The following is a 21632-nucleotide window of genomic DNA, read 5'->3' as shown; positions in this document are numbered from 1 at the left end:
TTTATTTATATTTATTATTTTACATTTTTGTCTTAATTAGGTTAAATATGGGTCAGATCCTTCGACTTCAAAGGCTAACGCCTTTTCCGCTCAGGATGACAAGTTGGGAGACTTGATGCCCAATATGTGTTAATTATTTGCAAGGTTTACTGTAGCCTCTCGGCTGTGGAAGCAAGATGCTTCCGCTACAAAGTTTATATAACAAATTTTGATGTATTATGCCTAATGGCTAAGGGAAGATAATTTAGTATCAGTGTTTATGGAAGCTGGTAGCTTCCGCTACAAAATAAGTCATCCATGTTTGACCTACAGAGGTTATACCCATTCGACTCACTTCGTTCGCTCAGGGTGACTGTCTTCCTTAAGGTTTTCTAAGTAGAGCGTCGAAGCCCTAGCCGAAATCTTCGATTTCGCAGCAGGTCTCGTGCAAAGAGTTCCAAAGAAGCCGAGCATTGCGAAGGCTGATTAGCAGAACTCGACTGCCCGGCTGATGGAAGCAGATTGCTTCCGATACAAAATAAAAAAGAGATCTAAATCTAAACTATTACTAATTTAAATTCAAATCTCTTTTAAATCTTTTATTTAAAAATTATTTATTTAAAATTTAAATATTTTACATATTTTCTACTATCGCATCTACTATTTTCTTCGCACTGGTGCCGTCGCCGTATGGATTTACTGCGTGTGCCATTTCCATGTAGATTTTTTCATCTGTCAACAGATCTTTCACTGCTTCATAGACTTTTTCATAGGATGTGCCTACGAGTTTCGCTGTTCCTGCTTCGACTCCTTCCATCCTTTCGGTTTCGTCCCTTACTACTACCACTGGTTTTCCTAATGCTGGGGCTTCTTCTTGTACTCCGCCTGAGTCTGTCACTACGAATGATACTTTGCTCATTAGTTTTGAGAATGGTAGGTACTGAAGTGGTTCGATGAGATGGATTCTTTCATCCTCTGCGAAGACTTCTCTTGCTATTTCTCTTACTTTTGGATTTAGATGTATAGGGAAGATTACCTGTGAATTTTCTTTTGAGTCCAGTGCATCTTTTATCCCTTTAAATATATTCCTCATCGGTTCTCCGATATTTTCTCTTCTGTGAGAAGTAAGGAGAATCACTGGACCTTTGTCGAAGTCGAAGTTTCTTAAAAATTCGTCTTCAAATTCGTAGTCGCTATTTACTGCGTATTTTAATGCGTCGATTACTGTGTTACCTGTGAGATATATATTGTCGCCTGTGTATCCTTCTTTTAGTAGGTTTTGTCTGTTTGAGTCGGTTGGGCAGAAGTTGAAGTCTGATATTACTGATACGAGTTTTCTATTTGCTTCTTCTGGCCATGGGCTTTGTAGGTTAAAGGATCTTAGTCCTGCTTCTACGTGACCAACTTTTACATGTTGGTAAAATGCTGCCAGTGCTCCTGAGAATACTGTGGTGGTATCTCCTTGGATTAGTAGTAGGTCTGGTTTGTAATCTTTGATTACTTCTTCTAGTCCTGTGATGGATCTGGTTGTGATTTCTGTTAATGTCTGTCCGTCTTTGAAGATATTTAAATCATAATCTGGCACGATTTTAAATATTTCTAATACTGAGTCGAGCATCTGTCTGTGTTGTGCTGTTACGCAAACTTTGCTGTCTATATTTCTAGCTTTAAGTTCATGGACGATTGGTGCCATTTTAATCGCTTCTGGTCTCGTTCCAAAAACTACTAATACTTTCATTTGTCCTCCTTTTTTACAGTCTTAAACATTCCGCTTAACCATCCTACTAGGAATATTAATATTATTATTAAAAGTGAAATTATTATTCCTATTACTGGATCGAAGTCTGAGATTACATTTGCTAGTATTCCAAATATAAGTGAGATTGCGTAGAGGATTAATACTGTCTGTCTTTGAGTCAGTCCTAGTGCCAAAAGCCTGTGGTGTAAGTGTCCTTTGTCTGCTGCGAAGATCTTCTTGCCTGAGATGTATCTTCTAATCATGGCAAATGCTGTGTCAAACACTGGGACTCCAAGTACCAACACTGGCACAAAAATCATAAGGGTTGTGGCATACTTCATGACGCCCTGGATGGATATATAGGAGAGCATAAATCCTAGGTACAATGCTCCTGTGTCTCCCATAAATATCTTGGCAGGGTTGAAATTATATGGCAAGAATCCCAAACATCCTCCACCTATTGCCGCTGCAATTATCGCTACTGCTAGTAGGTTCATCTTTAGGGCGATACACATTAAAGATACTGCTGAGATTAGTGAAATCCCTGCTGCTAGTCCGTCAAGTCCATCTATTAGGTTCACTGTGTTTGTGATTCCGCAGATCCAAAATAGTGTCACTGGGATGGATAGATATTTTAACCACACAACTTCCTTGGTGCTTATTATATTTGTAAAGAATTCTATCTGTGAGCCGGAGAGGGCGATGATTAGCCCTGCTGCTAGTTGGAAAAATATTTTGGCCTTTGGACTTATTGAAAATTTATCATCAAGCAGCCCGGAAATTAAAATTACCGTTGAGCCTATTAAAAGGCTTATGATATTTTTATTTAAGGGGATAAAGACCAAGATTGCAACCGTTGCGGCAAGATATATCGCTACTCCACCTGCAATAGGCATAGGACGCTTGTGCATCCGTCTATTGTCCTTTGGAATATCTAAGTAGCCAAACTTAGGTCCCACTTTAATAACTACTGGAGTTAGTATGAGGGAGATGGCAAAAGATATTAAAAAGGGAAGGCATATGGACTTCATCTATTTTGTACCGAAAATTCTGTCACCAGCATCCCCTAGTCCTGGTAAGATATATCCGTGATCGTTTAGTTTTTCGTCAATTGCTGCAAGGTATAGATCTACATCTGGATGAGCCTTTTGAAAAGCTTCTACTCCTTCTGGAGCGCCTAGGATGCAGACTGCCTTTATAGAAGTTGCGCCGGTAGCTTTTAGTTCGTTTACCGCTTCTATTAGTGAACCACCTGTTGCAAGCATAGGATCTAGTACGATCATAGTTCTTGAAGCAACGTCAGATGGCATCTTGTTGTAGTAGGTAACTGGTTTTAAAGTTTCCGGATCACGGTATAGACCGATGTATCCAACTCTAGCTACTGGAACTAGTGAAAGAAATCCGTCAACCATTCCAACTCCTGCTCTAAGGATAGGAACTATTCCAAGTTTTTTACCAGAGATTTCTTTGCCTGTGGTCTTCATAAGTGGAGTTTCGATTTCCACATCTTGTAGTTCTAAATCTCTTGTAACTTCGTATCCCATAAGGGTTGCAATTTCTGTAACTAGACTTCTAAAGTCAGAGCTTGAAGTTTCTTTCTTTCTCATAATAGTAAGTTTGTGTTGAATAAGTGGATGATCAGTAATAATTAATTTTCCCATTTTTTACCTCCTAAAACTGTAACATTTCCGCTTGAAGCTTTTGTAAGTCGGTTCATAATGCCTACGCCAAGACCAACCTGTTCAAAACCTTCGCAGAAAATAATATCTACATCATTATCATCAGCTACTCTCAAGTTGTAGAAAAGATTGTGAGACGCATCTAACAGATCTTCTCCAGAACCAAGGCTTAGCTTAAGTACATCTTCTTCTATCTCTTTAAGGACTCTGTCCGTTGCAATAACGCAGATTTTCTTGTCCTTATTTTTATTTATTTCTTCTTTTATCTTATCTCTTACGAGATTTACATCTCCCACATAGGTATAGCAATTTGCGCTTGGAGCGTAGTGTCTATACTTTTGTCCCGGGCTTTTCGGAACACTCTTGTCATCTTTGTCGATGGTTGTGTTGTCGTAGCACACATCTGGGATTACGCTCTTTAGATCCTCGTAGGTAATATAACCTGGGCGCAGAATCATCGGCGGATTAACTGTCATATCCACCACAGTGCTTTCTATGCCGACAAAGGACCTAGTTGAGTCCACAATATAGTCAACTCTGCCATCTAAATCTTCTATGACATGGGCAGTAGAAGTAGGACTTGGTTTACCAGATAGGTTTGCAGATGGAGCAGCAACAGGCACCTTGGCTTCTTTTAAAATAGCATGGGCAACCTTGTCTGAAGGCATCCTAATGGCAACCGTATCTAGCCCTCCAGTCGCTCTGTCAGGAACGATACTCTTCCTATTAAAAATAAGGGTCAGTGGTCCTGGCCAAAATTTATCTATAAGAAGTTTTGCGTCTTTTGGAATATCTCTAACCAAAGTATCTAGCATATCAAGATCTGCTATGTGAAGGATTAGTGGATTATCAGAAGGTCTGCCCTTAGCAACATAAATATTTTTAAGAGCATCTTCATTTAGTCCATTGCCTCCAAGACCGTACACTGTCTCTGTTGGAAACACGACGAGCTTGCCATCTCTAAGTGCAGATGCAACCTCTTTTATCTTTTCTCTTTCAAATTCATTTTCAATTTTTATAATTTTAGTAATCATATCATCACCATTCTTAAAAAATTATACCACAAAAAAATGTATAAAGTAGATGAACATAAGGTTAAAAGCATAAATTAATTAAATAAATGTAAATTAAAATAAAAATTAAAACAGATAAAATAAAAAATAAATATAATTGAAAATGAAATAAAAGATTGATATAATATAAACAAAGACATGTGCTAAAGTATTAAGAGAAAGAAGTTTTGAAAACGTTGTGTTTAAAACTTACTATATGGGTAAGATATAACTGGTAAACTATTTAAGTTTAATTGGAGGGTATCAATGAAAGGAAAAACGATAAAAGAATTGCACATAGGAGATAGCGCTGAATTTACTAAGACTGTAACAGAAGGCGATGTATATCTATATGCAGGAGTAACTGGAGATTTAAATCCGGCACATGTCAATCAGGTAGCTGCAGAAGCTAGCATGTTCAAAGGAAGAATTGCACATGGTATGCTAACTGCAGGATTTATTTCTGCGGTACTTGGTACACAACTACCTGGACCAGGCACCATCTATATGGGACAAGAACTTAGTTTCTTAAAACCTGTATACTTTGGTGATACAATCACAGCTAAATGTGAAGTGTCAGAAATAATAAAAGAAAAAATCGTTAAGTTAAAAACGACAGCAACCAATCAAAAAGGTGAATTGGTACTAGACGGAGTGGCAACAGTTATGCCACCGAGAGAATAAGAGAGTAATAGGAGGTATTATGAGAAAAGTAGTAATAGCGAGTGCTGCAAGAACAGCTGTAGGATCATTTGGTGGATCATTTAAAAACACACCAGCAGTAGAACTAGGAGTAGTAGCTGCAAAAGAAGCACTTAAACGTGCAAATGTAAAACCTGAAATGGTAGACGAAGCTTATATAGGTAACGTACTACAAGCAGGACAAGGACAAAACATAGCAAGACAAGTTGTACTTGGAGCAGGTATCCCTTACACAACTCCAGCAATGACTATAAACATCGTATGTGGATCAGGACTTAGAGCAGTATCTCTAGCAGCTCAAATTATTGGAAATGGCGATGCAGACATCATCCTTGCAGGTGGTACAGAAAACATGTCAATGGCACCATACCTACTTCCAAAACACAGATACGGAGCTAGAATGGGCAACGACGTAGCAGTTGATGAAATGATCAAAGATGGTCTTTGGGACGCATTCAACGATTACCACATGGGAATAACTGCAGAAAACGTAGCTGAAAAATATGGAATCACAAGAGAAATGCAAGACGAAATAGCTGCAACTTCTCAACAAAGAGCATCAAAAGCAAGAGCAGAAGGAAGATTCAAAGACGAAATCGTTCCAGTTGAAATAGTTACAAAGAAAGCAACTACTGTAGTAGATACAGATGAATATATAAGAGACGGCGTAACAGCTGAATCAATCTCTGGTATGAAACCAGCATTCAAAAAAGATGGTACAGTTACAGCAGCTAACGCTTCAGGTATCAACGACGGAGCAGCTATGCTAGTTATCATGAGCGAAGAAAAAGCTAAAGAACTAGGAGTAGAACCTCTAGCAACTATCGTTTCTTACGCAACTGAAGGGGTTGAACCAGACGTAATGGGTACTGGACCTATCCCAGCATCAAGATCAGCACTTAAAAAAGCAGGACTTGAAGTAAAAGATATGGATCTAATCGAAGCTAACGAAGCATTCGCAGCACAAGCAGGCGCAGTAGCAAAAGAACTTAACTTCGATATGGAAAAAGTAAACGTAAACGGTGGAGCAATAGCTATAGGACACCCAATAGGAGCATCTGGAGCAAGAATCCTTACTACACTTCTTTATGAAATGAAGAAACGTAATTCTAAGTACGGCCTAGCAACACTTTGCATCGGCGGTGGAATGGGAACTGCTCTAGTAGTAGAAAGATAAGAATATGGAATATAAATTTTTAATAGTTGAAGAAAAAGAAGATGGAATTCTTCTAGTAACAATAAATAAAGAAAGCAGTTTAAACGCACTTAACTCAGAAGTTTTAACTGAACTAAACACATTATTTACTCATATAGACCAATGTGAAAAGACAAAGGTAGTAGTTTTAACAGGTAAGGGCAAGGCATTTGTAGCAGGAGCTGACATCTCTGAAATGGCATCTCTAAACGCATCAGAAGGTGCAAAATTTGCTAAGCTTGGAATGGAAACTTTCATGAAGATTGAAAAGAATTCTAAACCTGTAATAGCTGCAGTAAATGGATTTGCTCTAGGCGGTGGATGCGAAATTTCACTAGCATGTGATATTAGAGTTGCATCTACAAAGGCAAAATTCGGTCAACCTGAAGTAGGTCTAGGAATCACACCAGGATTTGGTGGAACTCAAAGACTTATTAGAACAGTAGGACCGGGAGCAGCAAAAGAATTAATCTATACTGCAGACATTATAAACGCAGAAGAAGCACTTAGAATCGGACTTGTAAACCATGTTTATGAGCCAGAAGAACTAATCGACAAGGCATTAGAAATTGCTAAGAAGATCGCTTCAAAAGCTAAACTTGCAGTTGAATATTCTAAATGCGCAATAGTAAATGGTATCCAAACTGATATAGAAACAGGTATGGAAATCGAAAGACAAGCATTTGGACTATGCTTCGCAACAGAAGATCAAAAAGAAGGAATGAAAGCATTCCTTGAAAAGAGATCACCAGAATTTAAAGGACTATAGGAGGAAAATAAATTGAAAATAGCAGTAATCGGATCAGGTACAATGGGAGCAGGTATTGCTCAAGTACTAGCAACACATCACGAAGTAATCGTTAGAGATATAGTTCCAGAAGCATTGGAACAAGCAATGGCAAAAATCCAAAAAGGATATGCTAAAAACGTATCTAAAGAAAGAATGACTCAAGAAGAAATGGACGCAGCACTTGCTAGAATCAAAGTTTCTTCAGACATCAATGATATCAAAGATTGCGATTTAGTAATCGAAGCAGCTACTGAAAATCCAGTAGTTAAAAAAGCAATCTTCAAAGAACTTTGCGAAAAATGCGATGCTAAAACTATCCTAGCATCTAACACTTCATCACTATCTATAACAGATATCGGTGGAGCAACTAAGAGACCTGACAAAGTTATCGGAATGCACTTCTTCAACCCAGTTCCAATGATGAAACTTGTAGAAGTTATCTCTGGACAATTAACATCAGAAGAAACTAAGAAGACAATAATCGAACTTTCAAAAGAAATAGGCAAGACTCCAGTAGAAGTAGCTGAAGCTCCAGGATTCGTAGTAAATAGAATACTAATTCCTATGATCAACGAAGCAATTGGAATCTACGCAGATAACGTTGCAGCTCCAGAAGATATAGATACAGCTATGAAACTTGGTGCAAACCATCCAATGGGACCTCTTGAATTAGGGGACTTAATCGGACTAGATGTATGTCTAGCAATCATGGAAGTTCTTTACACTGAATATGGCGATCCAAAATACAGACCACATATTCTTCTAAAGAAGATGGTAAGAGCTGGTCAACTAGGAAGAAAGACTGGCAAAGGATTCTACGACTACAGCAAATAATTAAATTTTTTAGAAAGCAGAGAGAAATCTTTGCTTTCTTTTTTATTGCAAAACTAGTAAAACTTTTTAAAATTTAAAGATCTATGTAAATCAGGATAGCCATCGACTATAATTAATTTTAAAAATATGATATTCTATAATAAATAATATAAAATAAATGAAAAGGAAGTACCATTGCACAATAAATATATTTTACAAGAGAAGAACTTTATATTAACTGATAATGACGAAGATTATAACTGGCTTGAGATTATGAGTCCTACGGAAGAAGAACTAAAGAGTCTGCTTTCAAAATTTAATCTTCCTAGGGACTATGTTTTTGATGTCTCCGACCCTTACGAACTTCCAAGGACGGAAGGCTTAGAGGACGATATGCCCAATCTGTTTATTCTTTCATATCCGATTAAAATTTCTAACTACCAATATATTACAAGAGCTATTGCAATAATCATCGACAAGGAGAAGGTGATCACCATCTGCAGTGAAGATGCGGAGGTGTTTGATAATATAAAATCAAATAAATCACATAAGATGGATAATATTGAGGAGATAGAAAATTTTATTTTGGAGATTGCTTGGGAAATTTCAAAAGCCTATATAGATTACATCAAGGTTTTAAATATTGAGATTGACGAACTTCAAAATCAAACTAAGAGATCGACCCAGACGAAATATCTGGAAAAAATCATAGCAATTCAAAAGAGTCTCACCACTTTTCAAATGTCAACGAGGGAAAATGTCCCTGTAATAGAAAGTATTTTTGAGCTTGATTACCTATCTGAATCAGAAAATAGAGACGATCTTCTCCGCGATTTGCAGGTTGAAAATAAACAGGCGAGGGTCATGGTAGAGAGATCGACGCTGATGCTAGACAAACTATCCGACCTCTACACAAATGTCATAAACAACAATCTAAACGAAGTTATGAAGATCCTTACCTCTGTTACTATACTCATGACCATCCCAACCATTGTAGGAGGAATTTGGGGCATGAATGTAAGGCTTCCTTGGCAAGATTCCGAACATGGCTTTTGGATTTTGATGGCACTTAGTCTTTTAATCGGGATTATAACCCTTTGGATCTTGAAGAAAAATGATTATCTATAAAAAATAAAGGAAGGCTTGACCTTCCTTTTTGTGTGCGAATTATTTTTTTATTTTGTTGAAATTTTTGTTTAAATAAAAATTTATTTCCCTGATCAATTATTCCCGGACATCTTAATATTGTATTCTTCTTCCAAGTTGGAGAAAGTCTCCTTGTATCTTTCTACAAGATCCATTAGTTCTCCTACTTCCTCTTCTGAATAGTCGAGATTTTCGAGAGTTTCTAAAATATCTTTGATATCTTCCTTTATAATATTTAACTCTTCGTCACTTGGATATCGCTTATTTAAATCCAGATTTTCATTCTTAATTTGTTCAACATAGGTGGAAATATTTGTGTAATTTAGATTGCTGTAACTATCTAGGATTGAGTCGTAGATGGTCTTTTCGCTTTCGTCTAGTTCAAAAGCGATTGGATTAAATTCATCCGCCAAGAAGTATAGGTACTCCTTATAATTTTCATCTATGTTTAAATAATCTTTGGAATCTTCGATTAAAATTTCGTTTCTATGGATCTTATTTAGTTCATCTTTGAATTTTTCTTCCACTTCATCTTCAGAAATATCGAGATTCTTCATTTTAAATCTCATTATTGAGGATAGAATATTTAATTTTTCAATTTCAAATTCATAAAACTTAAGTCCTTGCAAGTATTCTGCGTAGATTTGCGGATATACATAGTACTTCAGTTCAAATTTTTTAAATAATAACTCGGATAATAAAAATCTATTGTATTCTTTGTCCATAACCTCACCTCTTATCCATTATACAATGGTATAATTAATTAGAGGTGGAAAATGTTTAATAATTTTGGAAAATTTTTCGAAAATAAAAAGATAGATGAATATACTTCTTTTGGAATAGGCGGAGTCTGTGACTACATACTTTTTCCAAATTCGGTAGAAGATTTAATAGATGCGATAAAACTTGCGAGAAAAAATAATATTCCCGTTCATATATTTGGAAATCTCACCAATGTATTGGTGCTAGATGGTGGGATTCGTGGACTTACAATAATTTTAAAAGATGGATCCTTAAGCGAGATAGATGTAGATGGAAATCTTATCACAGCTGGAGCAGGAGCCACACTTAAAGCTGTAAGTGAAGCAGCCTACGAAAATTCTCTTGGCGGCATGGAGTTTTCTCACGGCATCCCAGGTTCTGTGGGCGGAGCCATGGTGATGAACGCCGGTGCATATGGCGGTGAGATGAAGGATGTGGTTAAAAGTGTAAAACTTCTCACAGAGAATCTTAAAATCATTGACGTGGATGGAAAAGATATGGATTTTGTTTACAGAAATTCCAGAGTCATAAAAAATAATGAGATCGTCCTCTCTGCAACTTTTGAACTAAAGCCTAGGGAAAAATCAGAAATTTTAAACGATATGAATGACTTCGACGAGAGAAGAAGTTCCAAGCAACCACTGGATATGATGTCCTGCGGAAGTACATTTAAAAGACCGGAAGGTTACTTCGCAGGGAAATTGATTGAAGACAGTGGACTTCGAGGTTTTAGATATAAAAATTGCGGAGTGTCCTGGAAACATTGTGGATTTATAGTAAATTATGGAGATTCCAAGGCGGAAGATGTGCTCCACGCCATAGATGTAGTTAGAAAAGTTGTCTACGATAAATTCGGAGTAAGTCTAGAGACTGAACTTAAAACTGTAGGAGAAAAATAATGGAAGTTGTAATTATTTCTGGCTTAAGCGGCGCAGGGAAATCGGAAGTTTTAAATATTATGGAGGACATGGGATACTTTGCAATGGACAATCTTCCTCCAGAACTTTTGACGAAGTTTATGGAACTGAGCACAGCAAGCCCAATTGAAAAAGTTGCCTGTGTAGTGGACATTCGTTCCAGGGAATTCTTCAATGAGTACGATTCATCCATAAAGAGACTTAAAAGCATGGGCATAGATGTAAAGATTCTCTATGTGACTGCAAGCGAAAAGGCGATTATAAATAGATACAAGGAGCGCAGAAGACCTCATCCACTGGACAAATCCATAACAGAAGGAATTAAAAAAGAAAAGAAACTTCTGGAATTTTTGGAAAAGGCAAGCGACTTTAAGCTCGACACTTCAAACATGAAACTTTCAAACCTTCGTTACGAAGTGAAGAGACTCTTCCAAGGAGAGGGAGTGGATTTCCTGGTCTCCGTAGTATCCTTTGGATTTAAAAATGGGATTCTTCTCGATGGAGATCTCGTATTCGATGTAAGATTTATCGAAAATCCATTCTATATAGAAGAATTAAAAAATATCAGCGGCGAAAACCAAGAAGTCATCGACTTTGTAATGGGATTTGAAGAGACGAGGGAGTTTATAGATAAGACTGTGGACTTGCTCAGATTTTTGATTCCAAACTATAAAAAGGAAGGGAAAAATATATTGGTGGTAGGATTTGGTTGCACTGGAGGATTTCACAGATCCGTTGCGATTTCAAATGAAGTTGCAAAGAGACTGGAAGAAATCGGCTACAAGACCAACATCACCCATAGGGACAAACCATGAAAGTAGTAGTAATAGGAGGAGGAACTGGAACCAGCACCATTCTTCGTGGACTTAAACGAGTGACCAAGGATATCACTGCGATAATTTGCACCACAGATGACGGTGGAGGCTCTGGAATATTGAGAGAAGATTATGGAATGATTCCTCCAGGAGATTTTAGGAACTGTCTTCTCGCCCTTTCAAACTCGAGAAAAGAATTTGAAGATTTACTAAATTATAGATATAAATCCGGAACATATAGCGGACAGAGCTTCGGCAATCTATTTATAGCTGCCATCTCAGACATGTACCACGGATTCGAAAGCGCCATCGACTACATGGCAGAATTTTTAAATATAACAGGCAAGATCTACCCGGTGACACTTGAGCCATCGAACCTAGAAGCAATCTTAACAAACGGCACCAAAGTCTTTGGAGAGACGAGCATCAGAGAAGAGATGAAAAGGACCAAGGCGAAGATAGAAAATTTAAGACTATCGCCCCATGCGCCACAGGCTTTTTCAAAAGCGACTCTAGAAATAGAAGATGCGGATTTTATATTTTTAGGACCGGGTTCTCTATATAGCTCAACCATCGCAAACCTACTTGTGGATGGAGTTGCAGAAGCAATCTATAACACAAAGGCAAAAGTAATCTATATTGCAAATGCATTTTCAGAACTGGGAGAGAGCGAACACCTAAGCCTAAGCCACCATGTACTTGAAATAGAAAAATATTCCAAAGAAGGGCTAATAGATTACGTATTTGCCACGAGAAACGAATATCTACAAGAGATAACTCCAGAAGAATTAAAGGAGAGACTTGTTTTAACCTTCGACAAGGACAGAGAAATTCTAAAAGATTTAGATATAGAAATCATAGAAGGAGACTTTGTGGACATGGTGGACGGAAGACTCCGCCACAACGGAGAAAAAATAGGAAATATCGTAAAAGATTTAAAATAAAATGGAGATAAATAGAAAAGACCAGAGATGGTCTTTTTCTAGTTCCTAGAGTATCTTACATTTTACCCTTTAAAAATTTGGTATATTACAGTATAATTAATGTATTGAGTATAATTGCGAAGATATAAGAGAAGGTATCGGAAGAAATTTTAAAGAGAAGAGACATTTGGTGAGAGTCTCGAATTTCGAAGATGCAGATGCGCTTGTTAGCAATATTTATTAGAATTTGAGTGGATCGTCTCTTAGGAGGCGATTTTTTTTGGAGGTAACATGAAACTTTACAATACGTTAAGTAGGTCCCTTGAAGAATTTGTCCCTGTAAAAGAAGGACAGGTGAATATGTACAACTGTGGTCCTACAGTTTATAATTTCATTCACGTTGGAAATGCTAGACCCCTTGTAATTTTTGACACCTTGAGAAGATACTTTATCTACAAAGGTTACGACGTTAATTTCGTGGTTAACTTTACGGATATTGATGATAAAATAATTAATCGTGCCAATGAAGAACATGTTGATTTCACAGAAATAAGCGAAAGATATATCAAAGAGTTCAAAAAGGATGCCAATGGACTTCATCTCTACGACTACGAAACGATAAATCCTCGTGCAACTGAAATGATTAAAGAGATGATTGAATTTATAAAGATTTTGGAATCAAAAGACGCTGCCTATGTACTAGATGGGGACGTGTACTTCGACATCAATAAGGCGAAGGACTACGGCAAACTTTCTAAGAAGAATATCGACGAACTTATGGCTGGTGCGAGAATCGGAGTTGCTGAAGGCAAGAGAAATCCTGGAGACTTTGTCCTTTGGAAGAAGAAAAAAGAAGGAGAACCTTCCTGGGAAAGCCCATGGTCAGAAGGAAGACCTGGTTGGCACATCGAATGCTCTGTAATGGCTAAGACAATCCTAGGAGATACCATTGACATTCACTCCGGCGGAGAAGATTTACAATTTCCTCACCATGAAAATGAAATCGCCCAATCAGAAACTGCAAACGGCAAGACTTTTGCAAACTACTGGCTCCACAACGGTATGATCAACGTGGATAACGAAAAGATGAGTAAATCAAAGGGCAACTTCTTCACAATTAGAGAAGTTTCAAAGGAATATGATCTTGAAGTCCTTAGATATTTTCTTTTAACTTGCCATTACAGATCACCTATTAACTTCTCCCACGAAGTTATGGACCAATGTAAGGCGTCCCTTGAAAGGATGTACAATGCAAAGGAAAAATTGGAAAAACTAATTGAAAATGCAAATGCAGGAAGTCTTGATGAAGAAGTTAAAGAACTTGTAGATGCAGAAGTTAAATACTTCGAAGATGCAATGGAAGATGATATCAACACAGCCGATGCTCTAACTGCAATCTTTAATATCGTTAAGATCATAAATACAAAAGTTGATGACAGCTCAAAAGAAACTTTGGAATATGTAAGAGATAGTCTAAACAAATTATCCAAGGTGCTTGGAATTTTGGAAAGAAAAGAAGAAGGACTAAGCCCAGAAGAAGAAGCTCTATTTTACGAAAGACTTGAAGCTAGAAAGAACAAGGACTATGCAAAGTCTGACGAACTAAGGGACAAACTTCTTGCGATGGGAATAGAAGTTAAAGATAGTAGAGAAGGAACGACTTGGAAGAGAATTTAGGAGTATTTTTAAAGGTGGGTAAGGTTATGACCGAGCTTGAGGCGCGTAACTTGAACCCTCTTTCTCTTGCTTATATAGGAGATGCGGTGTACGAACTATTTATCAGGACCATGATATTTAGAAATCTGCCACCAAACCAACTAAACAGAGAAGCGAAGAAATATGTGGCTGCCTATGCTCAGGCGGATTTCGCCGAAAAGATTATGGATATCTTAAATGAAGACGAAATATATTTCTTAAAGAGAGGAAGAAATAAGAAACAAAACACCATGGCTAAGAACCAATCCGTTGGAGATTATAAAATAGCCACGGGAGTTGAGACCCTCTTCGGGTACCTATATATAACGGGCAAACACGAGAGGATGGTCGAACTATTGGAAAGGGGATTAAATGAAGGTTGAACTTTTAGCATATACAGAAAATCCAGAGCTGGTAGTGGCTCAATCTGCAAAACTGTGTTACTCACCAGTTGGAGTAGATGAAATCAGGGAAAAATTGGATGAAGAGTCCACAGCAAAATTCGTAAAGATGCTTATGGGATTTTCGCACGCATCTCCGCTAGAACATGTGAGCTTCACATTTGCGGTGGAAGGAGTATCGAGAACATTAACCCATCAACTAGTTAGACATAGAATAGCATCCTATTCACAACAATCCCAAAGATATGTAAGGCTTGATAATTTTGAGTACATCATTCCAAAATCCATAGAAAAGAACGAAGAAGCGAAAAAAGTCTTCATAGAAGCAATGGAAAATGATAGAAAGGCGTACTTAAAACTAACCGACCTACTAATAGAAGAGAACAAGAAAAAATACATGGCAGATGGAATAGAAGAAGAAAAGGCAAAGAAGATGGCGGAAAAAGAATCCATCGAAGATGCGAGATACGTCTTTCCAAACGCTTGTGAAACCAAAATCGTAGTTACCATGAACGCAAGGACACTGCTTCATTTCTTTGAACTTAGATGCTGCAATAGAGCCCAATGGGAAATAAGAGAAATGGCAGAAGAGATGCTAAAACTTGTAAAATCAGTAGCTCCAGTAATATTTAGTGAAGCAGGACCAAGCTGTGTAAGCGGACCTTGCAAAGAAGGCAAGATGAGCTGCGGACGTGCAAAAGAAGTAAGAGAATATTTTTTAAAATTAAGGTGAAAAATGTCATATATATACGGAAGAAACGCGATAATAGAAGCGCTAAAAAATAAAAAAGTGGACAAGATTTACGCTGCACCGGGACTAAAAGGTTCCATCGGCAAGATCTACGCAATGGCAAAAGAACAAAAGATTGTCATCGTTGAAGCAGACAAGAAAAAATTGAAGGACATGGTGGGAGAAGTAAATCACCAAGGAGTGGTGGCACTATCCTCATCATTTGAATACTCACAGGTAGAAGATATCATCGCCTATGCAAAGAGCAGAGGAGAAAATATCAAACTCATCATGCTGGATGAAATAGAAGACCCATACAATTTCGGAGCCATAGCAAGAAGTGCAGAAGCTTTTGGATTTCATGGAATAATAATACCGAAGAGAAGATCTGCACTAGTAAACGATGCAGTTTACAAATCTTCAGCAGGAGCGATAGAATCCATAAAAGTAGCAGTAGTAAATAATCTAAGTCAAACCATATCAGAACTAAAAGAAAATTCCATCTGGGTCTACGGAGCAACCATGGAAGGTGATCCAATCTGTGACCAAGATTTAGTGGGAAATATCTGCATAGTAATAGGTAACGAAGGAAAAGGACTCGGCCACGCAGTAGAAAAGAACTGCGACGAACTAATCTCAATACCAATGCTAGGCAGTATCAACTCACTAAACGCATCAGTAGCCTGCGGAATAATTCTTTACGAAGTAACCAGACAGACAAAATGATAAGAAGAAGGTACAAGAAGGGAGTCCACTACCTTTTTGTCGATGGATACAATATAATGAATCAGTTTTCCAACTTAAAAAATCTAATGGAGCTAGATTTGGAACAGGCAAGAGAAAAGACCATGGACATGATGGCAGAATTTGCAAGTTCCACCGGAGAATATGTAATCCTGGTTTTCGATGGCTACCTGGTCAAGAAATCGCCAGGGTCAAACTACATGCACAAGGGAATAGAAGTAGTCTTTACAAAAGAATTTGTAACAGCTGACCACTACATCGAAAGAGAACTGGATAAAATCGGCAGACTAAGAGATGTAAGAGTAGCGACCTCTGACAATATAGAACAGCAGATGATACTCTCAAGAGGAGGCATCCGTCTATCTGCAAGAGAACTAGAAGCAGAAATCATAAACGAAAGACTAAAGACAAAGAGACACCAAAAGATGTTGAAACAGGAAAAACTAAACTCCATGGGAGATAATTTGGAAATACTTAAAAAATTAAAAGAAGATTATTTAGAGCGTTAATTGCGCTCTTTTTTATTGTCGAAAAATATTATATATGTAGCGGAAGCAACCATGATGAAGATCGTCACCCTGAGAGGCAGTCGAGTTCTACAAATCAGACTTCGCAATGCTCGTCTTCTTTGGAACACTTTGCACGAGACCAACATCCCAACTGCAGTCACCCTGAGCGAACGCAGTGAGTCGAACGGGTATAACCTCCACAGACCTAGTCCTTGCAACTACAATGTAGCGAAAGCAACCTGCTTCCATAAGTCTTGACACTAAATTCTCTTTCCTCAGCCGTCGAGCGTGCCTCAACCATTCCTACTATTCACACCCGTAGCGGAACCTTCCAGGTTCCACAGCCGAGAGGCTACAATAAATCTTCCAACTAAAGTCATCCATACATAGCCCCACCATGGTTAGACCCATTCGACTACGGGTGTCGGTAAACCTCCACCCTCCGCTCAGGGTGACTGTCTTCCTTTGGGACTATTCACGAGAAAACCATCACAACTACAGTCACCCTGAGCGAACGCAGTGAGTCGAACGGGTATAACCTCCGAAGGTCGAGTCATTACAAATGAAATAATTTCAAAAATTATAATAAATGTAAATAAATATCCTATACAAAACCTAATCCCATTTTTTATCCTTCAAATTTTCTTTTACGAGGGAGAGGTAAGAAATTAACGTCTCGCCGATAAAACCTCCGGTTTTACGAACGAGACTCGCAGTTTCCTCCCTTCTCCCTCGAGCTCCCTCTACCCACCTCGCATTATCAGGGAAGTGATTTTCACATTTCGGCTAAAATTTGGGAACTCGCTACGCTCAGACACCCAAATTTTTTAACGCCTCATGGAAAATCACGTAAGTTGCATAGTTTGGTCGTAGTAAGGTTTAAAGATTATATTTACGAAATTTGCATTGTGTTTTATCTGTAGAGAGACTTTTAATTTTACATAGAGAAAAACAAAAATCAGGCGAAGCCGTACGACAAATTTAATTACTATTTATCCCCGTAGTGGAAGCAAAATGCTTCCGCTACGTGATATACAAATTAAATCAACAAAAAAGGTAGATGCTTCCTTTTGCACCTACCTTAGTTACATTCAAATATTTTAAATTTTATTAATATTTATACCTAAAATCTCCATCTCTTCTGGTGAATTTCTCTCTGTCTAGATATTCTAGGATTGCTATTGCATTCTTTCTTGAAAATCCTATGAGATCTCTAAATTCTGCTACTGTTACTTTTTCTTTTTCTTCCAAGTGTTTCATTAGTTTATCTATTATTTCTTGGAAAAATTCGTTTCGAATTACAAATCCATCTATTATCTTTACTTCTTCTGATAGAAGCGGGATGAGTTTTTTATTTTTAAATAGGGATTTTGCGTCCGGTTCTTTTAGTAGTCCTGGTTCTTCGTCTTTTATGATCTTCATTACTCTATCGAATTCTTGTTTTTCCATTCCTTTTAGTTCGGTCTTGGTTCCTTTTAATGACACCATGGTCTTGTCTACTTTTAGTATCTTGTCAATGATTTCTGTTGATGTGATGTCTGCGAAGAACTTGGTTGAGAGTGGATATTTTAATTTCGCCCTCAATACTTCTTTGTTGATTCCTTTTTCAAATGGATTTTCCTTGTGATATTCGGTCAAGGTTTCTTGAAGTTCATCTCTAAATTCTATTAGCATTTCTTTGTCTACATAGACTCCGCCGATGTAGAAAATTTCTTTGGATTCTATCATTTCTTCTAGAATTTTTTTAAGATAATTTTCTTCGTATCCGATGTAGGAGTAGATATCTTCGTAGCTTGCACCCTTGTATCCGTGTTCTTTTAAGTAGGAGATTATGATGTATTCCGGATCTAGTTCCTTCTTCTTCAACTCTTCTAAGTAGGTTTTATCTGAAAATGTGTGTCTCTTGGTAAATGTTTCTAGGATTATTCCTCCGCCTACTGTAACCATTGGTGAGAAGAGACGTATTACGAATGGATCGCCTATTTTTGCGTAGATTTCTTCTTCTAGTCGAAGTTGTACTACTTGTGTTTCTCCCGGGGCGATTTCTTTCTTATCCAGTGGGATGACCCTCGCCATTATTTCCTTGGTTCCGTGGAACAGTCTCACCCTTGTAAAATGTTTCAATGTTACATCTTGATGGGTGGAAGTGGAGAGTTTTACGTCTATCAATGAGGTCTTGGTAAGAGAGCCGGTCTTTGCGATTACCATTCCTCTTTCTATTTCGTCCTTTTTTAAATTTATAATATTAAGGGCGGTCCTTTGACCTTTTACTGCTTCTTCCGCTGGGGTGTCGTGGACTTCTATGGACCTTACCTTCACTTCTTTTTCTGAAGGGTATAGGGTAAGGGGAGTGTCCTTTGTGATTTTTCCTTCTATTAATGTACCAGTAACTATGGTTCCGATTCCCTTTAGTGAGAATGATCTATCTACATTAAGTCTAGCTGACTTATGGAGATCCACATCTGGAATATCTTTAACCATTTTATCTATTTCTTCTACTAGATTATCTATTCCATCTCTTGAAAGGGAATCTACGGGAATTATTTTAGAATCTTTGAAACGGGAATGTTTGAAATTTTCTCTTATATCTGCTATGACTAGGTTAAGCATATCCGGCTCAACCATTCCTGTCTTGGTTACGACAAATATTAGATTTTCAACTCCCATGAATTCGAGGATGTCCGCGTGTTCAATAGTCTGTGGCATGACACCATCGTCTGCTGCGATGATTAGAAGCACTAGATCCATGCCGACAACTCCAGAGAGCATGTTCTTTACGAATCTTTCGTGACCGGGCACGTCTATTATTCCTGCCCTTAGTCCGCTTGGAAGATCGAAGTAGGTAAAGCCTAGGTTTATAGAGATACCTCTTTGTTGTTCTTCCTTTAATTTATCTGTACTTGTGCCGGTTAGAGCCTTTATAAGCGTGGTCTTTCCGTGGTCAATGTGACCGGAAGTACCGATTATTATATGTCTCAATTTTTATACTCCTTAAGTATTTCTTCTATCATTGATATTTCATCGTCCTGTATGCATCTAAGATCCATGTAAAGTTTATTATCTCTTACGGTTGCGATGATGTGGTGTCTGGAAAGTCTAAGGTATGATTCAAATTTCATTATGTCATCAGTCTTAAAACTTACCGCATAGGAAGGAAGTGTATCCACAGGATAGGTTCCACCGCCAACTTTGGAGTTACACTCTTCAATTTCTATTTCAAAATTTGGTAAAGCGGCTTTAGCTACTTTTTTAAGTTCTTCAGCAGATTTTAAAATATCTTCCTTGGTCTTTGCAATCATACGAAGTGTCGGAATCTCTCTTATAGCCACATCTTCATCTAGGAATTTAATCATGGTAGCTTCAAGAGCCATGATGGTTAGCTTGCCAACTCTAAAGGCACGAAGAAGTTGGTTCTTTCTAATCTTTGCTATTAAGTCGCGTCTTCCAACGATGATTCCTCCTTGAACAGAGCCTAAGAGTTTGTCGCAGCTAAATGAAACGAGGTCCACTCCTTCTCTTATAGAATCTTTTACTGTTCTTTCATCGGATAGACCGAACTTGGACATATTAATCAGTGAACCGGAACCCAAGTCTTCTAATATAAGTAGGTCATTTTCTTTTGCCAGTCCTTTTAACTCAGAAGCGGTAACTTCCTTTGTAAACCCTACGACTTTGTAGTCAGAAGGGTGCACCTTCATAAGAGCCTTTGTATTTTCTGTGACTGCGTTTTCATAATCGTATAGGTGGGTCCTATTTGTAGAACCTACTTCTTTTAAAATAGCACCTGACCTACCCATGATTTCATTTATTCTAAATGACTCTCCGATCTCAACTAGTTCTCCGCGAGAAACTATTACTTCACTTCCTTGACAAAATGTATTTAGCATAAGAAATACTGCTGCAGCATTATTGTTTACAAGGAGAGCATCCTCTGCACCGGTAAGTTCACAGACAATCTTTCTTAAGTGGTCGTAACGGGATCCTCTTTCGCCTTTTTCAATATTATATTCCAGGTTCATATATCCTTTAGAAACCTGTTCGATTCTATCTAAGGCAAACTGCGGAACGATTGATCTACCTAGATTTGTGTGGATTATAACTCCAGATGCATTTATAGCTCTACGAAGGGAAAAGTACTCTTCGTTATTTAGATTTTTTTCTATGGAAGAAAACACATCTTCCATTTCGAAATCTACAAATCCAGATTTAATTTTTTCTCTATAATCTTCTAAAATATTTGTAGAAATATATTTAAGTAAATTTTTGGGATGGTCTTTAAACCTTTCTATGATTTCATCCATCTTTGGCAATTTTTTGTAGATATTTTGCATTTAAAACTTCCTTTTTTTCCTATTCTTATGTTTGATTTTTGTTTAGTTATATGTTAAGATAAAGCTGATGTAAATGTTTACTTTTATCATATAATAAAAAATATCTATATTCAAGAACTCAATGGGAAATTTTCGATTGTGAAAAACCGAAGGTACAAGTATTGGAGCGGCCGCTGCAATATGAATTTCTCAGGTAACAAGACTGTTGAGTTATGACTCTGAAGCTATGCGACAGGGAAGAGGCACAGTCTCTTTCCTGTTTTTTTATAGAACAAATGAGATTAAAAAAAAGGCTTGAATATGACATTTACATTGAATGAGAAGGTGAACTATGAAAGAACTTTTACTTTTGACGAACAATCCTAGATTCGATAATCAAAAATTTGACAAAGTTGAAGTTAAATTTTACAATGAAAGTGGATACTTGGAAATGTTCTACAAAGTTAGAGATTTGCTACATTTAAACTACAAGCTACTAACTCATCCGCTATATGGAAACTTCAGACCTAGAGATACTCTTTTTAGAAGTTTTATAGTAGAAAAACAAGATAAGATTGACCTTGATTCTATAGAACTTATAGAAGGAGCCATTAAAAGAGCAGAGCACGCTTTTAATGAACAATCTCCTAGACATATGACAGAATCCATAATAAGCGATTTGAGTGAAATAGATATGGAACTGATACTACCAGTTCTAAATAATTTATAAGG

Annotated in this window: 21 protein-coding genes and 1 riboswitch; of the genes, 14 read left to right on the top strand and 7 right to left on the bottom strand. The window is 37.5% G+C overall.

Going from position 1 to position 21632, the window contains the following annotated elements; genetic code table 11:
* Window positions 1–613 precede the first annotated feature (613 nt).
* Genes wecB through HMPREF9225_RS00265 form a run of 4 tightly spaced genes read right to left on the bottom strand, consistent with a single transcriptional unit; the run spans window position 614 to window position 4430 of the window.
* Window positions 614–1717 carry a non-hydrolyzing UDP-N-acetylglucosamine 2-epimerase gene (gene wecB / locus HMPREF9225_RS00280; protein WP_008900896.1) on the bottom strand — a complete coding sequence of 368 codons (1104 nt, stop codon included), beginning with the start codon at window positions 1715–1717 and terminating at the stop codon, window positions 614–616.
* A complete protein-coding gene (locus HMPREF9225_RS00275; protein WP_008900895.1) occupies window positions 1714–2748 on the bottom strand; it encodes a glycosyltransferase family 4 protein in 1035 nt (344 codons plus the stop codon). The genes wecB and HMPREF9225_RS00275 overlap by 4 nt, the downstream gene beginning before the upstream one ends.
* Window positions 2749–3378 (bottom strand): uracil phosphoribosyltransferase, encoded by a 630-nt coding sequence (gene upp, locus HMPREF9225_RS00270; RefSeq protein WP_008900894.1) that lies wholly within the window; start codon window positions 3376–3378, stop codon window positions 2749–2751. It lies immediately after the preceding gene.
* Window positions 3366–4430, bottom strand: a complete 1065-nt coding sequence (locus HMPREF9225_RS00265) for an L-threonylcarbamoyladenylate synthase (RefSeq protein ID WP_008900893.1) — start codon at window positions 4428–4430, stop codon at window positions 3366–3368. The genes upp and HMPREF9225_RS00265 overlap by 13 nt, the downstream gene beginning before the upstream one ends.
* Before the next feature lie 285 nt (window positions 4431–4715).
* Between HMPREF9225_RS00265 and HMPREF9225_RS00260 the strand changes: the two genes are divergently transcribed.
* The 5 genes from HMPREF9225_RS00260 (at window position 4716) to HMPREF9225_RS00240 (ending at window position 9076) form a co-directional block, all read left to right on the top strand.
* Complete coding sequence (locus tag HMPREF9225_RS00260) at window positions 4716–5132, top strand: MaoC family dehydratase (protein ID WP_008900892.1); 417 nt, start codon at window positions 4716–4718, stop codon at window positions 5130–5132.
* Window positions 5133–5151: 19 nt separating this feature from the next.
* Window positions 5152–6327: an acetyl-CoA C-acetyltransferase gene (locus tag HMPREF9225_RS00255; protein ID WP_008900891.1), complete on the top strand. Its 1176-nt coding sequence runs from the start codon at window positions 5152–5154 to the stop codon at window positions 6325–6327.
* A 4-nt stretch (window positions 6328–6331) separates the two neighbouring features.
* On the top strand, window positions 6332–7114 hold the full coding sequence (locus HMPREF9225_RS00250; protein ID WP_008900890.1) for an enoyl-CoA hydratase-related protein: 783 nt from the start codon (window positions 6332–6334) through the stop codon (window positions 7112–7114).
* Between the two features lie 12 nt (window positions 7115–7126).
* A complete protein-coding gene (locus HMPREF9225_RS00245; protein WP_008900889.1) occupies window positions 7127–7969 on the top strand; it encodes a 3-hydroxybutyryl-CoA dehydrogenase in 843 nt (280 codons plus the stop codon).
* Between the two features lie 174 nt (window positions 7970–8143).
* Complete coding sequence (locus HMPREF9225_RS00240) at window positions 8144–9076, top strand: magnesium transporter CorA family protein (RefSeq protein WP_008900888.1); 933 nt, start codon at window positions 8144–8146, stop codon at window positions 9074–9076.
* A 92-nt stretch (window positions 9077–9168) separates the two neighbouring features.
* On the opposite strand, the gene HMPREF9225_RS00235 is transcribed toward HMPREF9225_RS00240, so the two are convergent.
* Window positions 9169–9819 (bottom strand): hypothetical protein, encoded by a 651-nt coding sequence (locus HMPREF9225_RS00235; protein ID WP_008900887.1) that lies wholly within the window; start codon window positions 9817–9819, stop codon window positions 9169–9171.
* 51 nt (window positions 9820–9870) lie between these two features.
* Between HMPREF9225_RS00235 and murB the strand changes: the two genes are divergently transcribed.
* From murB to HMPREF9225_RS00195, 8 genes are all read left to right on the top strand, one after another.
* Entirely contained in the window at window positions 9871–10755 is an 885-nt protein-coding gene (gene murB / locus HMPREF9225_RS00230) for a UDP-N-acetylmuramate dehydrogenase (RefSeq protein WP_008900886.1), read from the top strand.
* Window positions 10755–11588 carry an RNase adapter RapZ gene (rapZ, locus tag HMPREF9225_RS00225; protein WP_008900885.1) on the top strand — a complete coding sequence of 278 codons (834 nt, stop codon included), beginning with the start codon at window positions 10755–10757 and terminating at the stop codon, window positions 11586–11588. Before murB ends, rapZ begins: the two co-directional genes overlap by 1 nt.
* Window positions 11585–12532, top strand: coding sequence for a gluconeogenesis factor YvcK family protein (locus HMPREF9225_RS00220; RefSeq protein WP_008900884.1), 948 nt, complete (start codon window positions 11585–11587; stop codon window positions 12530–12532). The genes rapZ and HMPREF9225_RS00220 overlap by 4 nt, the downstream gene beginning before the upstream one ends.
* Window positions 12533–12802: 270 nt before the next feature.
* Entirely contained in the window at window positions 12803–14188 is a 1386-nt protein-coding gene (gene cysS / locus HMPREF9225_RS00215) for a cysteine--tRNA ligase (protein ID WP_008900883.1), read from the top strand.
* Window positions 14173–14589, top strand: coding sequence for a Mini-ribonuclease 3 (locus HMPREF9225_RS00210; RefSeq protein WP_008900882.1), 417 nt, complete (start codon window positions 14173–14175; stop codon window positions 14587–14589). Before cysS ends, HMPREF9225_RS00210 begins: the two co-directional genes overlap by 16 nt.
* Window positions 14579–15340 (top strand): FAD-dependent thymidylate synthase, encoded by a 762-nt coding sequence (thyX, locus tag HMPREF9225_RS00205; protein ID WP_008900881.1) that lies wholly within the window; start codon window positions 14579–14581, stop codon window positions 15338–15340. Before HMPREF9225_RS00210 ends, thyX begins: the two co-directional genes overlap by 11 nt.
* Before the next feature lie 3 nt (window positions 15341–15343).
* The gene (gene rlmB, locus HMPREF9225_RS00200) at window positions 15344–16063 is read left to right on the top strand and encodes a 23S rRNA (guanosine(2251)-2'-O)-methyltransferase RlmB (protein ID WP_008900880.1); all 720 of its coding nucleotides are present in this window, start codon (window positions 15344–15346) and stop codon (window positions 16061–16063) included.
* Window positions 16060–16590 carry an NYN domain-containing protein gene (locus HMPREF9225_RS00195; protein ID WP_008900879.1) on the top strand — a complete coding sequence of 177 codons (531 nt, stop codon included), beginning with the start codon at window positions 16060–16062 and terminating at the stop codon, window positions 16588–16590. The genes rlmB and HMPREF9225_RS00195 overlap by 4 nt, the downstream gene beginning before the upstream one ends.
* A gap of 1110 nt (window positions 16591–17700) precedes the next feature.
* Here HMPREF9225_RS00195 and selB read toward each other — a convergent pair.
* Window positions 17701–19569: a selenocysteine-specific translation elongation factor gene (selB, locus tag HMPREF9225_RS00190; RefSeq protein ID WP_008900877.1), complete on the bottom strand. Its 1869-nt coding sequence runs from the start codon at window positions 19567–19569 to the stop codon at window positions 17701–17703.
* Window positions 19566–20921, bottom strand: coding sequence for an L-seryl-tRNA(Sec) selenium transferase (gene selA / locus HMPREF9225_RS00185; protein ID WP_008900876.1), 1356 nt, complete (start codon window positions 20919–20921; stop codon window positions 19566–19568). The genes selB and selA overlap by 4 nt, the downstream gene beginning before the upstream one ends.
* Window positions 20922–21033: 112 nt before the next feature.
* Window positions 21034–21136, top strand: a riboswitch (glycine riboswitch).
* Window positions 21137–21252: 116 nt separating this feature from the next.
* Here selA and HMPREF9225_RS00180 point away from each other — a divergent pair.
* Window positions 21253–21630, top strand: a complete 378-nt coding sequence (locus tag HMPREF9225_RS00180) for a GrdX family protein (protein WP_008900875.1) — start codon at window positions 21253–21255, stop codon at window positions 21628–21630.
* Window positions 21631–21632: the final 2 nt, after the last annotated feature.

This window comes from Peptoniphilus duerdenii ATCC BAA-1640 (genome assembly GCF_000146345.1).
Taxonomy (GTDB): Bacteria; Bacillota; Clostridia; order Tissierellales; family Peptoniphilaceae; genus Peptoniphilus_B; species Peptoniphilus_B duerdenii.
Note: the sequence above shows the minus strand (reverse complement) of the source record. Positions and strands in the feature narration are given on the sequence as shown.

Excerpts from the sequence above, each read along its gene's own strand:
- rapZ (WP_008900885.1), top strand. The coding sequence starts at position 10,755 with ATGGAAGTTGTAATTATTTCTGGCTTAAGCGGCGCAGGGAAATCGGAA.
- rlmB (WP_008900880.1), top strand. The coding sequence starts at position 15,344 with ATGTCATATATATACGGAAGAAACGCGATAATAGAAGCGCTAAAAAAT.
- HMPREF9225_RS00180 (WP_008900875.1), top strand. The coding sequence starts at position 21,253 with ATGAAAGAACTTTTACTTTTGACGAACAATCCTAGATTCGATAATCAA.
- wecB (WP_008900896.1), bottom strand. The coding sequence starts at position 1,717 with ATGAAAGTATTAGTAGTTTTTGGAACGAGACCAGAAGCGATTAAAATG.
- selA (WP_008900876.1), bottom strand. The coding sequence starts at position 20,921 with ATGCAAAATATCTACAAAAAATTGCCAAAGATGGATGAAATCATAGAA.
- HMPREF9225_RS00255 (WP_008900891.1), top strand. The coding sequence starts at position 5,152 with ATGAGAAAAGTAGTAATAGCGAGTGCTGCAAGAACAGCTGTAGGATCA.
- HMPREF9225_RS00250 (WP_008900890.1), top strand. The coding sequence starts at position 6,332 with ATGGAATATAAATTTTTAATAGTTGAAGAAAAAGAAGATGGAATTCTT.
- HMPREF9225_RS00265 (WP_008900893.1), bottom strand. The coding sequence starts at position 4,430 with ATGATTACTAAAATTATAAAAATTGAAAATGAATTTGAAAGAGAAAAG.
- cysS (WP_008900883.1), top strand. The coding sequence starts at position 12,803 with ATGAAACTTTACAATACGTTAAGTAGGTCCCTTGAAGAATTTGTCCCT.
- HMPREF9225_RS00195 (WP_008900879.1), top strand. The coding sequence starts at position 16,060 with ATGATAAGAAGAAGGTACAAGAAGGGAGTCCACTACCTTTTTGTCGAT.
- upp (WP_008900894.1), bottom strand. The coding sequence starts at position 3,378 with ATGGGAAAATTAATTATTACTGATCATCCACTTATTCAACACAAACTT.
- HMPREF9225_RS00235 (WP_008900887.1), bottom strand. The coding sequence starts at position 9,819 with ATGGACAAAGAATACAATAGATTTTTATTATCCGAGTTATTATTTAAA.
- thyX (WP_008900881.1), top strand. The coding sequence starts at position 14,579 with ATGAAGGTTGAACTTTTAGCATATACAGAAAATCCAGAGCTGGTAGTG.
- HMPREF9225_RS00260 (WP_008900892.1), top strand. The coding sequence starts at position 4,716 with ATGAAAGGAAAAACGATAAAAGAATTGCACATAGGAGATAGCGCTGAA.
- murB (WP_008900886.1), top strand. The coding sequence starts at position 9,871 with ATGTTTAATAATTTTGGAAAATTTTTCGAAAATAAAAAGATAGATGAA.
- HMPREF9225_RS00275 (WP_008900895.1), bottom strand. The coding sequence starts at position 2,748 with ATGAAGTCCATATGCCTTCCCTTTTTAATATCTTTTGCCATCTCCCTC.
- HMPREF9225_RS00220 (WP_008900884.1), top strand. The coding sequence starts at position 11,585 with ATGAAAGTAGTAGTAATAGGAGGAGGAACTGGAACCAGCACCATTCTT.